Here is a 13,622-nt window from a genome sequence, read left to right as displayed (position 1 = left end):
CGTGTTTTCGGAGCCACACTAATACTGTAGAACAACCTTGTATGCCGTACTTCTCTTGAGCCTGTTTATAAGTCAGTTCACCTCTTTCAACTTGGTCAACGACATCCAATTTAAAAGCGAGTGAATAGTCACGTTGGGTTCGTCTAGCTGCTGATTTCATAACACTCTCCAATTTTCTGATTGGGTTGTGTCAACCTTATTTAGGACGGGTCATAGTCAAAAGAAAAAGCGAGCAACCCGTGCTCGCTTTTTTCTGATTACGACTTTTCGTCTAGTTACTGCTTTTTCTTTCTTACGGTAGCGGCTTAAAGCTCACTTTCTGCTGCTTGAGCAATTGCGCCGACAAAATACACAGCACCCCACCCAAACCAATATAGCGTATCGCGGTCTGCGCCTGCTGCTCTACTTTAGGCTTGGCATGATAAGCAATCCCTAAACCCGCTGCACTCATCATCACTAAGTCATTGGCGCCATCGCCAACCGCAACCGTATTATGCAGCTCTACATCATACTGCTCTGCCAGTTGCACTAAAATCTCGGCTTTAGTTTGCGCACTCACCACTTCGCCAAGTACCTTACCAGTCAACTTACCATCAACAATTTCTAGCTGGTTTGATTGAGCAAAATCGAGATTGACCAGTTGCTTGAGGTGATCTGAAAAGTAAGTGAAGCCGCCCGAAGCGATAGCGGTTTTCCAGCCAAACTGTTGCAGTGTGGCAATCAGTTCTGGGAAATCTGGCATTAAAGGCAGCGACTGCCTAACTTGCTCAAGAATCGACTCGTCAGCACCGGCCAATTTGCCAACCCGTTGGCGCAAGCTCTGCTCGAAATCCAACTCACCTTGCATCGCACGCTCAGTGACTTCAGCTACTTCTTCGCCCACGCCAGCAAGTTTAGCAATCTCGTCGATGCACTCAATTTGAATCGCCGTTGAGTCCATATCAAACACGATAAGACCCGGTTTGGTCAGTTCAGGAAACTCACGCAGCGAAGCATAATCAAGCTCAAGTGCTTGCAGGATCTTTTCTAATTCAACCGTCAGTTCACCGGCCATTAAGGCGACTTCATACGCGCCAACTTTCCAAACATCAACAATCGCGTTGTACTCGCCGGTAAAGAAGTCGATATCTTCAAATTGTTTTGCGCTTAAGTACTCGCCAAAAACAATCCAACCCGCTTTAGAGCGGTCAAAGTTGGTCGATGATTGCACTTCCGGTAAGCGGTTCAATAGTGTGGTATGACGTTTAACCGTCAATTTTTTCAACATATCCATGTAAAGCATTCCTATTAACGTTGCTTCCAAGTTACCCTATTGCAATTTGGTTGCGCAAGTCTCAATATGCGCACTGTACTCGATAAATATAGATTTTTGCCCAATTATCACTACCATCAAAGCAGAGTGTAGTGAAGTTTAGCAGGTAACTTATGGACTCTTCCTTGTTTTCATTTCGCATGGCAATGCGGGTGCTAGCCATTCTTTTCTTGCTAGCTGGCGGTGCCATGATTGCGGTGAACAGCGTCAAAATCACTAAAGGTAACGAACAGATCCAGACCAATCAGTTGGAAACGTTAACTAAGGTTTTGATCTCGCAAGCCTCACTCTCAGCTGGCGCGATGATCGCTGATGCTGACCAAGAACGACTGCTTAATCTGACCAATCAGCTTGCTGAAGACAAATTGGTTTTTGACGCCACTATTTATGACGCTGAAGGCATTCGCTTAGCTTCAAGCGATCAAGCCAAGTCAGTACGAGAAATCCTCGGTTTAGACACGCCGTTAGAAACAGCGCGTATTGGTCGCCAACAATTGGTTGAGCCAATCATGCACGACAACGTGATTGTCGGCTTTATCCGTATGACCTTTGAGACAGGCAAACTTACCGCGTTTTCTGATCACTACTATCGTAAAAGCGATCGCTACATGTACTCAATGGTAGGGGTAAGTTTTATCGCTGGTTTCTTGCTGGCGTTTATTATTCGCCGCAAGCCAAAAAGCAAAGGCGAGAACTTGCTACTGAAAGATATGAATTAGATAGAAACCGGCGCAAGCCGGTTTTTTTTCATTTGGGAACGCTGACGCTACGGATGCGGGATGCGGGATGCGGGATGCGGGATGCGGGATGCGGGAAAGCATAGCGCTATCCGCTTGTCATTCAATACCATGCATAAACAAAAGTAAGATTCCCGACTCGCTGCGCTCTCGAGAATGACAACTTTTAGCAACGCTATTTATATCAACAATGACAGGTGAAAAAACGTATACGCATAAAAAAGGGCTGGCACTTAAGCCAACCCTTATAATTCTTATGCAGTTTTGCTTATCCGTAGCTCAGTGTTCCGTAAAGTGAAACGTTCCAAGCTCCGTAAGCATCGCGTTCCTAGAGCTTCGCTCGATTACTCTTCGTCGCCTAGTAGAACTGAATCTAGCGCGATAAGCATCATCTCGTTGAACGTGTTTTGACGCTCTTCAGAAGTGGTTTGCTCACCTGTTTTGATGTGGTCAGAAACAGTACAGATAGTCAGTGCTTTCGCGCCGTATTCTGCAGCAACGCCGTAGATACCAGCTGCTTCCATTTCAACACCCACGATGCCGTACTTGTCCATTACGTCGAACATTTCTGGATCTGGTGTGTAGAAAAGCTCAGCTGAGAATAGGTTACCTACTTTTACATCGATACCACGAGCTTTCGCTGCTTCTTCTGCTGCGCGAACCATTTTGTAATCCGCGATAGCAGCAAAGTCATGACCTTTGAAACGGATACGGTTTACTTTAGAGTCAGTACAAGCACCCATACCGATCACAACGTCGCGTACTTTGATGTCTTCGTTTACAGCACCACAGCTGCCCACGCGAATCACTTTCTTCACACCGAAGTCTTTGATTAGCTCAGTCACGTAGATTGAGCATGAAGGAATACCCATACCATGACCCATTACAGAGATCTTACGACCTTTGTAAGTGCCTGTGTAACCGAACATGTTACGAACATCACATACTTGAACTACGTCTTCTAGGAATGTTTCTGCAATGTATTTAGCACGTAGCGGGTCACCCGGCATTAGTACTACATCTGCAAATGCACCCATTTCAGCATTAATATGTGGAGTTGCCATCGTATTTTCCTTTTCAATATAGAAGAAGGCGCCAAATGAACGGCATTGACGCCAATAATATTCAGTTTACTCTGACTCAAGCATCTATCTATGCTTGAGTGTCTAATTTACAAGAAGCTCTTACCGTAATCCATTGGTGACGTAGCAAAATATTCTGCTAAAGTCTGACCAATATCAGCAAATGATTCACGACGACCTAATGAGCCCGCAGGGATCTTTTGACCGTAAACCAACACTGGGATGTGCTCACGAGTATGGTCAGTACCTTGCCACGTTGGGTCACAACCATGGTCAGCGGTTAGGATCAAGATGTCATCTTCTTGCATCAATTCTAGTACTTCGTTGATGCGACCGTCGAAGTATTCCAGTGCTGCTGCGTAGCCCGCAACATCACGACGGTGACCGTATGCTGAGTCAAAATCAACAAAGTTAGTGAATACTATGGTATTGTCACCTGCCGCTTTGATCTGCTCAAGCGTTGCTTCAAACAGTGCAGGAATACCAGTTGCCTTCACTTTCTTGGTGATGCCACAGTTTGCGTAGATATCAGCAATCTTACCAATTGATATCACTTCACCTTGCTTCTCTTCTGCTAGCTTTTGCAACACAGTCGCAGCCGGCGGCTCAACAGAAAGATCGCGACGGTTACCAGTACGCTCAAACTGACCTTTACCAGGACCAATAAATGGACGTGCAATAACACGACCAATGTTGTAATCCGCTAGCTCTTCACGCGCAATTTGGCAAAGCTCTAATAGGCGCTCAAGACCAAACGTCTCTTCGTGACAAGCAATTTGGAAAACTGAGTCTGCTGAAGTGTAGAAAATTGGCAAGCCAGTTTTCATGTGTTCTTCACCAAGATCATCCAGTACTTGTGTGCCTGATGCATGGCAGTTGCCAAGGAAATCATCTAGACCCGCGCGAGCAAGAATGCGATCGGTTAACTCTTTCGGGAAGCTGTTCGCTTTGTCAGTGAAGTAACCCCATTCAAACAGTACTGGCACGCCTGCAATTTCCCAGTGACCAGACGGAGTATCTTTACCCGAAGATAGCTCTGCTGCATGACCGTAAGCGCCGATGATCTCTGCATCCGCATCTAAACCAGGTGCAAAGCTACCAGTTGACTCTTTGTGCGCCATTGCCAAACCAAGCTTAGATAGGTTTGGTAGCTGCAACATGCCACTGCGTTGGTCGTTATCAGCCAAACCTTTATCACATTGCTCCGCAATGTGACCTAGCGTATCTGAACCCACATCACCGAACTTGTCAGCATCAGCCGTTGCACCGATACCAAATGAGTCTAGGACTAAAATAAATGCTCTTTTCATTGCTTATTCCTCAGGCCCACTTAGGAATCGATATTGTGAAAGCAGGCCTTGTTGATATTAAACGTCTTCTGCGCGGATTTGGCAGTACACATTTGGCGTTGGGGTGTACTCACCACCAATCGTCATTGCTTTACGTAGTGCGTTTGCAGCATCTTGCCACTGCTCTTCACTGCGAGCATGGATAATCGCTAGTGGTTTATTCTCATCGGCAACTTCACCCAAACGAATAAAGCCATCGAAACCAACTGCGTAATCAATCGCATCTGTCGCAACGCGGCGACCGCCACCCATAGAAACCACAGCCATGCCAATCGCACGAGTATCCATCGCCGAAACCACACCGGTTTGCTCAGCAAATACTGGCTTGATAATTGGTGCTTTTTCTAGGTAGTTGTCGTAATTTTCAACAAAATCTGCAGGACCGCCAAGACCTGCGACCATTTTACCGAAGCACTCAGCCGCTTTACCGTTGTCTAATACTTCCATCAGCTTGGCATTGGCTTGTTCTGTATTGTCAGCAAGCTTACCAAGTACTAGCATTTCCGCGCACGATGCCAACGTCACTTCAAGTAGACGCGGGTTGCGGTACTCACCGGTTAGGAAACGTACCGCTTCACGTACTTCTACTGCGTTACCCGCTGAGGAAGCCAACACTTGGTTCATGTCAGTTAGAATTGCCGTGGTTTTAGTGCCAGCACCATTTGCTACCGCAACAATAGACTTCGCGAGTTCTTCAGATGCTTCATAAGTTGGCATAAATGCGCCAGAACCTACTTTTACATCCATCACAAGAGACTCAAGACCTGCCGCCAGTTTCTTCGATAGAATTGACGCAGTAATGAGAGAGATGTTGTCTACTGTGGCTGTAATATCACGCGTTGCGTATACACGTTTGTCCGCTGGTGCAAGATCGCCGGTTTGACCGATAATCGCGACACCTGCATCTTTTGTTACCTGACCAAACACTTCGTTAGTCGGAGTAATGTTGTAGCCGGGGATCGACTCAAGCTTATCCAGCGTGCCGCCTGTGTGTCCTAGACCACGTCCAGAAATCATTGGTACAAAGCCACCACATGCTGCCACCATAGGGCCAAGCATCAGTGAAGTCACATCGCCCACACCACCGGTTGAGTGTTTATCAACAATTGGACCACCAAAGTTCATGTGGCTCCAATCGATAACCATGCCAGAATCACGCATCGCACAAGTCAGTGCAATTCGCTCATCCATAGTCATCTCATTGAAGAAAATCGTCATCGCAAACGCTGCGATTTGACCTTCAGAAACGGTGTTGTTGGCAACGCCTTGGATAAAGAAGTTAATTTCGTCAGCGGTTAGCACTTCGCCATCACGCTTTTTACGAATGATCTCTTGTGGTAAATACATTAGGTCCTCCCGTACTCGCATGAGTAAGGTTGTAAGGTAAAGAGGTAGAGATTGAAGTGGTGGCTAGCACCACTTCATCAAACAGACTAAATTTTCACCTATGGTGAAGATATTAATATGCTGTTGGGTCAGCTTTCTCGTCTGTCACTTCTAATGTATTAAGAAGGTTAGTCAGTAGGCTTGATGCACCAAAACGGTAGTGACGAGCATCAACCCAGTTATCACCTAGGATTTCGTCAGCCATTGCTAGGTATGCTTGCGCATCTTCTGCAGTACGTACACCACCCGCAGGTTTGAAACCAACAGTCTCAGCTACGTTCATGTCACGAATCACTTCTAGCATCATGCGCGCGTATTCTGGTGTTGCATTCACTGGCACTTTACCAGTTGAAGTTTTAATGAAGTCAGCACCTGCTTCGATACAGATTTGTGATGCTTTCTTGATTAGCGCTTCTTCTTTAAGCTCACCTGTTTCGATGATTACTTTAAGTAGAACGCTGTCACCACACGCTGCTTTACATTGCTTAACTAGCTCAAAGCCTACTTCTTCGTTACCTGCGATTAGCGCACGGTAAGGGAATACTACGTCTACTTCATCTGCACCGTATGCAACTGCAGCTTTTGTTTCCGCTACTGCGATTTCGATATCATCGTTACCGTGAGGGAAGTTAGTTACTGTTGCGATACGTACGTCTGGCGTACCTTGTTCACGAAGTGTCTTCTTAGCAATAGGAATAAAGCGAGGGTAAATACAGATTGCAGCTGTGTTGCCTACTGCTGTCTTAGCATCATGACAAAGTGAAATTACTTTCGCATCTGTGTCGTCGTCATTTAGCGTCGTTAGGTCCATTAGTTGAAGTGCACGTAACGCTGCTGCTTTTAAATCGCTCATTTCTATCTCCGATCAATATTCAAAAATGTGACTGTTTCTCCGCTCTCTGAGTATAGGCAGAGAAAGCAGTTATTGATGAACGGACTTGGTTCCTTGAAGACTCGGTGGCAAACAGCGAATTTGCCCCAATTGCTATCCTTGTCACCGCACAGTACCAGTTTGGCCTATGGCACAACAATCTATGATTGCGGTGTCTCTAATATCATATAACGTCGCCCTTGGCTTGCGCTATATGCGCTGCCGGATAAATCATTTATCCGGTGGTGAGAATTCATTGCTGATTTGAACGTAATTCAATCCAAATTCTATCAACGAATCTAACCATATAAAGAATCCGCGCAAAACTGTAGTGGCAAATAGAGCGCAAACGGTTTGTATCTCAAAAATCTTTTACCGAGTACTCACCTTTATTCACAAGCCTTGTGAAAGGAAAAGTTACTCTAAGCAAAAACAAAAAATGCCCCGCAGCATATGAGTGCTACAGGGCATAATTTCAAGTGGCGTCTATATTAAACTGACTCTTAATTATAGAGCAGCAAGGCTTAGACAGAAGCCTGCAATTGTTGCTGCCATTAGGTTAGATAATGTACCAGCAAGAACTGCTTTCATACCCATACGTGCGATATCGCCACGACGGTTAGGAGCCAAGCTACCTAGACCACCTAGTAGGATTGCGATAGACGATAGGTTAGCGAAGCCACATAGAGCGAACGAGATGATAGCAACTGTCTTATCAGACATTACTTGACCCGTTTCAGCTACAACTTGAGCTGTTTCACCAATGTATGGTGTGAAGTTTAGGTACGCTACGAATTCGTTGATAACCAGTTTTTGACCGATAAATGAACCCGCAACAATCGCTTCATCCCAAGGCACACCGATTAGGAATGCTAGTGGAGAGAATGCGTAACCTAGGATTAGCTCTAGCGTCAGTTCAGGCATACCGAACCAACCACCAATACCACCTAGCATACCGTTCACTAGTGCGATTAGACCTACGAATGCGATAAGCATTGCACCTACGTTTAGTGCTAGTTGTAGACCTGATGCCGCGCCGCCCGCTGCTGCGTCGATAACGTTAGTTGGTTTGTCGTCACCACCGTCCATTGCTGCTTGAATATCTTCTTCAGGCTGATCGGTTTCTGGGTGAAGGATCTTAGCGAATAGTAGACCACCAGGTGCCGCCATGAATGATGCTGCTACTAGGTACTCTAGAGGCACGCCCATAGATGCGTAACCAGCTAGTACACCACCAGCTACTGATGCTAGACCACCACACATTACTGCAAATAGCTCAGATTGCGTCATCTTAGGAACAAATGGACGCACAACTAGTGGCGCTTCAGTTTGACCTACGAAAATGTTAGCTGCTGCAGACATTGATTCAGCGCGAGATGTACCTAGTGCCTTTTGTAGACCACCACCAAGGATTTTAATAACCCATTGCATGATGCCTAGGTAGTACAGTACTGAAATTAGTGCTGAGAAGAAGATCAGTGTTGGAAGTACACGGAATGCGAAGATGAAGCCGCCGCCACCAAATACTTCGAACATCTTGTCAGAAACAAGACCACCGAATAGGAAAGAGATACCATCGTTACCGTAGTTGATAACGTTAGATACACCTTGAGAGAAACCGTTTAGAAGGTCGCGACCCCAAGGTACGTAAAGAACAAATGCACCAAGTACGAATTGGATAGCGAATGCGCCACCCACTGTTCTTAAGTTGATAGCTTTGCGGTTAGATGAAAATGCAAATGCAATAGCAAGAAGCACTACCATACCGACTAGGCTCATAAACAGGCTCATAGTTTATGACTTCCTTATGTTATTTGTTGGCGTGTTACAAAGTGGAGCTCAAAAGCGGAGGCGATTATACTTATCGAACCAAGTAAAAGTAGTACCCACCTCGCACTTTTTACCACACAACACGAACTATACATTAACAATTGAGACACCAATCACAAAACGCAACCGTTTAAATGAGTGCATTCATATAAAATCAACATTAAACACTCAATAATTAAACATTTCTTTGGTCGTTTTTGCTGCTATTTTGCTAATCGTTTGCTCGGACTCATTTCGGAGCAATATAAAAGAAGATAGAACATCTTTGGCAAATTTGGGCTGATTTGCTTCACCTTGATGTCCACTAAGTGGCATATCTGGTGCATCGGTTTCAAAAACTAAGCTTTCTAAAGGAAAGCGAGCGAATGCCATGCGCGTTTTATTGGCTCTTGGGTAGGTAATCGAGCCACCAATCCCAAGATGCAAACCAAGCTTGATATATTCCATTCCTTGCTCATAACTGCCCGTAAAACCGTGCACAATTGCGCCACGAGGTAAGGGGTACTGTTTAAGCACCTTAAGCAGCTCTTGATGCGCTTTTCTAACATGCAGTAAGACTGGCAAGTTGTATTGCTGCGCAAGCTTAAGCTGTTCAATTAAAACGGTGGTTTGCAATGCTTGATGCTCTCGTCCATGGTAAAAATCCAGTCCGCACTCCCCAATGGCAATACAACTCAAATTAGATTCCAGACGAAGTCGCATGTGGTTTATTTGCTCAAGGCTTTGCTCGGTAACAAACATTGGATGAATGCCTATCGCCCACTCCACCATCGAGTAGAGCTCGGCGTATTGGGCGATGCGATCCCAATTCGATTCATCCACTGCGGGCACCAATATTCGCTCAACACCAGCGTGTTTGGCCGCTTGTAAAGCAGCCTCAAGGTTAACGCCTTTATCTACCATCAAGTCTAAATGGCAGTGAGTATCAAACAAGCTCATGGTTAATTTTCCTTGGCACAAAATACTCTCATTTAGATAACAAATGCGTACATCACAATTATGATCAATAGATATATGACGATAACGTTTTCTATTGATATACATCACACTTTACTATTCTTCACTGGTTTTAAATAAATCAAGCAAACGATAAAATGACTAGTTAATGGTCGGATGTGTAAATCGCTCGGACCAGCATTTTAGTCATTCCAATGCTGAAATTTACTCTATGTAGCGAAACATTGATTTCACTTTTGTTAACAAAAGGTGAAAACAGAGAGCAGCTACTTTCATATCGCATTTGCACTACTAAGGATCTGATAGTGAAAAATCCAATTCTGAAACTCTCTACTCTAGCGCTTGCTATGTCATCATTCAGTGCTTTCGCAGCAAAACCAGCCGTAGTTTATGACACTGCTGGTAAATTTGATAAATCATTCAACGAAGCGGTTTATCAAAATGGCGTGAAAGTATTCAATGCCGACAAAGGTGTGACCGTTCGTGAATTCGAACCACAAAACGAAGCGCAACGTGAGCAAGGTCTACGCCGTCTAGCAAGCCGCGGCTTTACGCCAATCGTGGCAGTGGGTTTCAACATGTCTTCAGCTGTTGAAAAAGTAGCAACAGAATACCCTGATATCCAATTCACTATCATCGATTCTGTGGTTGATAAGCCAAACGTACAATCTATCGTATTTAAAGAGCACGAAGGCTCTTTCCTAGTTGGTGCGCTAGCTGCTAAAGCGTCTGCAACAGGCAAAGTTGGCTTCGTTGGTGGTATGGATATTCCACTGATCCGTAAGTTCGAGTGTGGCTACCGTCAAGGTGCTAAATACGCAAACCCAAGCGTAGAAACTTTCTTGAACATGACAGGTTCTACGCCAGCAGCGTTTGCTGACCCAGCAAAAGGTTCTGAGCTTGCTAAATCTCAATTCTCTAAAGGTGTTGACGTTATCTACGCAGCAGCGGGCGGCACTGGTATGGGCGTTTACCAAGCAGCAAAAGATGCGGGTAAATTCGCTATCGGTGTTGACTCAAACCAAAACCACTTACAACCAGGCACCATGCTGACGTCAATGGTTAAGAAAGTAGGCGTTGCCGCTTACAACTCATGGGATCAAGCCGAGAAAGGCACTTGGACTCCGGGCGTGAAAGTTCTGGGTCTTAAAGAAGGTGCGGTTGAGTGGGCATACGATGACAACAACAAAGACCTTGTTTCAGCTGAAGATCGCGCTTACTTGGAACAAATCCAAGCAGACATCATCAGCGGCAAAGTTGCAGTTCATGACTACATGTCTAACAACTCATGTGACATCTAATACTATCTGTAACGCATAAAACCAGCACTGCCACAGTGCTGGTCTAGCAATACGGTAAACGCCGCTGCTGACGTAGTAGCGGCGTGTTGTTATCTAAAAAGGCTTTATCCTGTGACACAAACTATTGCGATAGAACTAAATCGTATCGATAAGCGATTTGGCTCAGTACATGCAAACCGTGAAATCGATTTAAAAGTCCCAGCAGGCACTATCCACGGCATTATCGGGGAAAACGGCGCGGGTAAATCGACTCTGATGAGTATTATTTACGGCTTCTATCACGCTGATTCTGGCACCATGTCAGTTAATGGCGCTCCATATAAACCAAATAACTCTCAAGATGCTATTCGTGCAGGGATAGGTATGGTGCACCAACACTTTATGTTGGTGGATACATTTACCGTACTAGAAAACATTATTCTGGGGGCGGAAGAAGGCTGGAAGCTGGAAGACACCCTATCAAAGGCGCGCAAAAAACTCGAAGCTCTGGCAAAAGACTACGGGCTGGATGTACCGCTCGATACCCCTGTCGGTCAACTACCGGTAGGCTTGCAGCAACGCGTTGAAATTCTCAAAGCCTTATACCGCGACGCTAAGATCCTGATCTTAGATGAACCAACTGGCGTATTGACGCCGCAAGAAGCCGATCACTTATTCCGCATTCTCGATAAACTGCGTGAGCAAGGCACCACAATCATGATTATCACGCACAAACTGCGTGAAGTGCTGGCAATCACCGACAACATTTCGGTAATGCGCCAAGGCGCGATGGTATCGCACGTGGTGACGGCAAACACAGATAAAGAGCAGTTGGCTGAATTGATGGTGGGACGCAAAGTTCGCCTTAAAGTCGACAAAGAACCTGCTCAGCCGCAAAAGGAACTGATCACAGTAAAAGATCTGCAGTACTTTGACCAATCAGGTGTAGAGCGAGTCAAGAAAGTTAACTTCTCAGTACGTCAGGGTGAAGTGGTAGGTATTGCGGGGGTCTCTGGCAATGGTCAATCAGAGATCTTAAGCCTACTCTCAGGGATCATCCAGCCAGCCTCTGGCAGCATTAACCTTAATGGGCACGATATTACGGCAGATCACACCTTAGATCCGCAGCAAGTGCGAGGCATTGGCGTCAGCCATATTCCAGAAGATCGCCACAAGCAAGGCTTGATCAATAAGTTCTCAGCCAAAGAAGCCTTTATTCTTGGTCATCAGCACCTAGAGCAATATAACCAAGGCTTTTTACAAGATAAAAAAGCGATTGAACACGCCTGCCAAACCAGTATGGACAAGTGGGACGTGCGCCCAAATGACCCATCACTGAAAACCGCTAACTTCTCTGGTGGTAACCAGCAAAAATTGGTAATTGCGCGTGAAATGGAGCAAGACCCAGATGTGATCCTTATCGGTCAGCCAACTCGTGGCGTCGATATCGGTGCAATTGAATACATCCACCAGCAAGTGATTGCCGCTCGTGATGCCAACAAAGCCGTTTTACTGGTCTCAGTAGAATTGGATGAAATCTTAGCGCTTGCCGACCGTATTTTAGTGGTCTTTGATGGCACCATTGTCGGTGAAGTCTCTGCCGAGCAAGCCGATGAGAAAACTTTAGGTCTGATGATGGCAAACATTTTGCCGGATCACCTTAAACACCCAGAGACGCAAGGAGCGCAATCATGAGTCAAGCGAAAGTACCCGCTTGGGTAACCATGGCGTTACTACCCGCCATTAACGTGTTAGTCGCGTTTCTTGTTTCTGCTTTGCTGTTTATCTATATCGACATTAACCCGATTGATGCGGCAAAAGTAATGTGGACTGGAGCCTTTGGCTACGCGGAAGGTCTTGGCTATACCTTGTACTACGCCACGGGCTTTGTGTTTACCGGTCTGGCGGTTGCCGTGGCTTTCCATGCTGGTCTTTTCAACATCGGTGGTGAAGGTCAAGCGTATATCGGTGGTCTAGGTATAGGGCTTATCTGTCTTACTCTGGGCGAATTTGCGCCATGGTGGGTGGTGTTCCCAGTGGCGATTATCGTCGGCGGCGCATTTGGTGCAGCATGGGCGTTTATCCCTGCTTACCTGCAAGCAAAGCGTGGCTCGCACATCGTAATTACCACCATCATGTTCAACTTCATTGCCTCATCGCTAATGGCTTATCTACTGGTGGATATCCTGAAACCAGATAACACCATGGCGACCGAAAGTCGCGTGTTTGCGGTAAGCAGTTGGCTACCGAAGATGCATGAAATCTTAGCGGTATTTGGCATTGAGACAGCACCAAGCCCACTCAACTTAAGCTTTATCTTCGCCCTACTCTGCTGTGTATTTGTCTGGCTATTAATGTGGAACTCACGTTGGGGCTATGAGATCCGTGCCGTCGGTGCGAATCCAACCGCTGCGGGCTATGCGGGCATCAAGTATGTCAAAGTGATCGTACTGACTATGATCATTTCGGGCATGTTAGCTGGCTTCTTTGGTCTTAACGTACTGCAAGGTGAGCTGCACCAAATCAAGCTTAACTTTGTCGAAGGCTTTGGCTTTACTGGTATCGCGGTAGCGCTAATGGGACGTAACCACCCAATTGGTGTCCTGCTGGCAAGTTTGTTGTTTGGTTTCCTCTACCAAGGCGGCGCAGAGCTTAGCTTTGAGTATGGTGTTGACCGTAACATCGTTGTGGTACTACAAGGTCTGGTGATCCTCTTCTCTGGCGCCTTAGAGCACATGTTCAGACCTCACTTAGAGCGTGCATACCTTAAGTTTGCTGCTAAGAAACATCAGCAACCAACGGAGCAAGGAGCCTAAGT

The 13,622-nt window shown here is 45.9% G+C and carries 11 protein-coding genes and 1 pseudogene; 4 read left to right on the top strand and 8 right to left on the bottom strand.

Features of this window, described 5'->3' with window-relative positions:
* Both DPF93_RS16605 and serB read right to left on the bottom strand, forming a co-directional pair.
* A pseudogene (locus DPF93_RS16605) lies at positions 1–160 on the bottom strand (IS3 family transposase); the annotation flags it as partial.
* Positions 161–292: 132 nt separating this feature from the next.
* Complete coding sequence (gene serB, locus DPF93_RS16600; RefSeq protein WP_114767229.1) at positions 293–1,273, bottom strand: phosphoserine phosphatase; 981 nt, start codon at positions 1,271–1,273, stop codon at positions 293–295.
* Positions 1,274–1,425: 152 nt separating this feature from the next.
* On the opposite strand from serB, the gene DPF93_RS16595 reads away from it, so the two are divergent.
* Entirely contained in the window at positions 1,426–2,031 is a 606-nt protein-coding gene (locus DPF93_RS16595; protein WP_114767228.1) for a YtjB family periplasmic protein, read from the top strand.
* A gap of 362 nt (positions 2,032–2,393) precedes the next feature.
* Here the strand turns inward: DPF93_RS16595 and deoD are convergent, their stop codons facing one another.
* From deoD to DPF93_RS16565, 6 genes are all read right to left on the bottom strand, one after another.
* A complete protein-coding gene (gene deoD, locus DPF93_RS16590) occupies positions 2,394–3,113 on the bottom strand; it encodes a purine-nucleoside phosphorylase (RefSeq protein WP_075651285.1) in 720 nt (239 codons plus the stop codon).
* 107 nt (positions 3,114–3,220) lie between these two features.
* Complete coding sequence (locus DPF93_RS16585) at positions 3,221–4,441, bottom strand: phosphopentomutase (protein ID WP_114767227.1); 1,221 nt, start codon at positions 4,439–4,441, stop codon at positions 3,221–3,223.
* Positions 4,442–4,498: 57 nt separating this feature from the next.
* Positions 4,499–5,827: a thymidine phosphorylase gene (gene deoA / locus DPF93_RS16580; protein WP_114767226.1), complete on the bottom strand. Its 1,329-nt coding sequence runs from the start codon at positions 5,825–5,827 to the stop codon at positions 4,499–4,501.
* A 112-nt stretch (positions 5,828–5,939) separates the two neighbouring features.
* Complete coding sequence (gene deoC / locus DPF93_RS16575; protein WP_114767225.1) at positions 5,940–6,719, bottom strand: deoxyribose-phosphate aldolase; 780 nt, start codon at positions 6,717–6,719, stop codon at positions 5,940–5,942.
* Positions 6,720–7,244: 525 nt separating this feature from the next.
* Positions 7,245–8,528: a NupC/NupG family nucleoside CNT transporter gene (locus tag DPF93_RS16570; protein ID WP_114767224.1), complete on the bottom strand. Its 1,284-nt coding sequence runs from the start codon at positions 8,526–8,528 to the stop codon at positions 7,245–7,247.
* 207 nt (positions 8,529–8,735) lie between these two features.
* Positions 8,736–9,506: a TatD family hydrolase gene (locus DPF93_RS16565; RefSeq protein WP_164675386.1), complete on the bottom strand. Its 771-nt coding sequence runs from the start codon at positions 9,504–9,506 to the stop codon at positions 8,736–8,738.
* Between the two features lie 323 nt (positions 9,507–9,829).
* On the opposite strand from DPF93_RS16565, the gene DPF93_RS16560 reads away from it, so the two are divergent.
* The 3 genes from DPF93_RS16560 to DPF93_RS16550 all read left to right on the top strand — a co-directional run bounded on the left by DPF93_RS16560 (position 9,830) and on the right by DPF93_RS16550 (position 13,620).
* Positions 9,830–10,825 carry a BMP family lipoprotein gene (locus DPF93_RS16560; RefSeq protein WP_244204748.1) on the top strand — a complete coding sequence of 332 codons (996 nt, stop codon included), beginning with the start codon at positions 9,830–9,832 and terminating at the stop codon, positions 10,823–10,825.
* A 111-nt stretch (positions 10,826–10,936) separates the two neighbouring features.
* Positions 10,937–12,499 (top strand): ABC transporter ATP-binding protein, encoded by a 1,563-nt coding sequence (locus tag DPF93_RS16555; protein WP_114767221.1) that lies wholly within the window; start codon positions 10,937–10,939, stop codon positions 12,497–12,499.
* Complete coding sequence (locus tag DPF93_RS16550; RefSeq protein ID WP_114767220.1) at positions 12,496–13,620, top strand: ABC transporter permease; 1,125 nt, start codon at positions 12,496–12,498, stop codon at positions 13,618–13,620. Before DPF93_RS16555 ends, DPF93_RS16550 begins: the two co-directional genes overlap by 4 nt.
* Positions 13,621–13,622: the final 2 nt, after the last annotated feature.

It is taken from the genome of Vibrio rhodolitus (assembly GCF_003350325.1).
Taxonomy (GTDB): domain Bacteria; phylum Pseudomonadota; class Gammaproteobacteria; order Enterobacterales; family Vibrionaceae; genus Vibrio; species Vibrio rhodolitus.
This window is presented reverse-complemented; position numbering and strand designations above follow the sequence as displayed.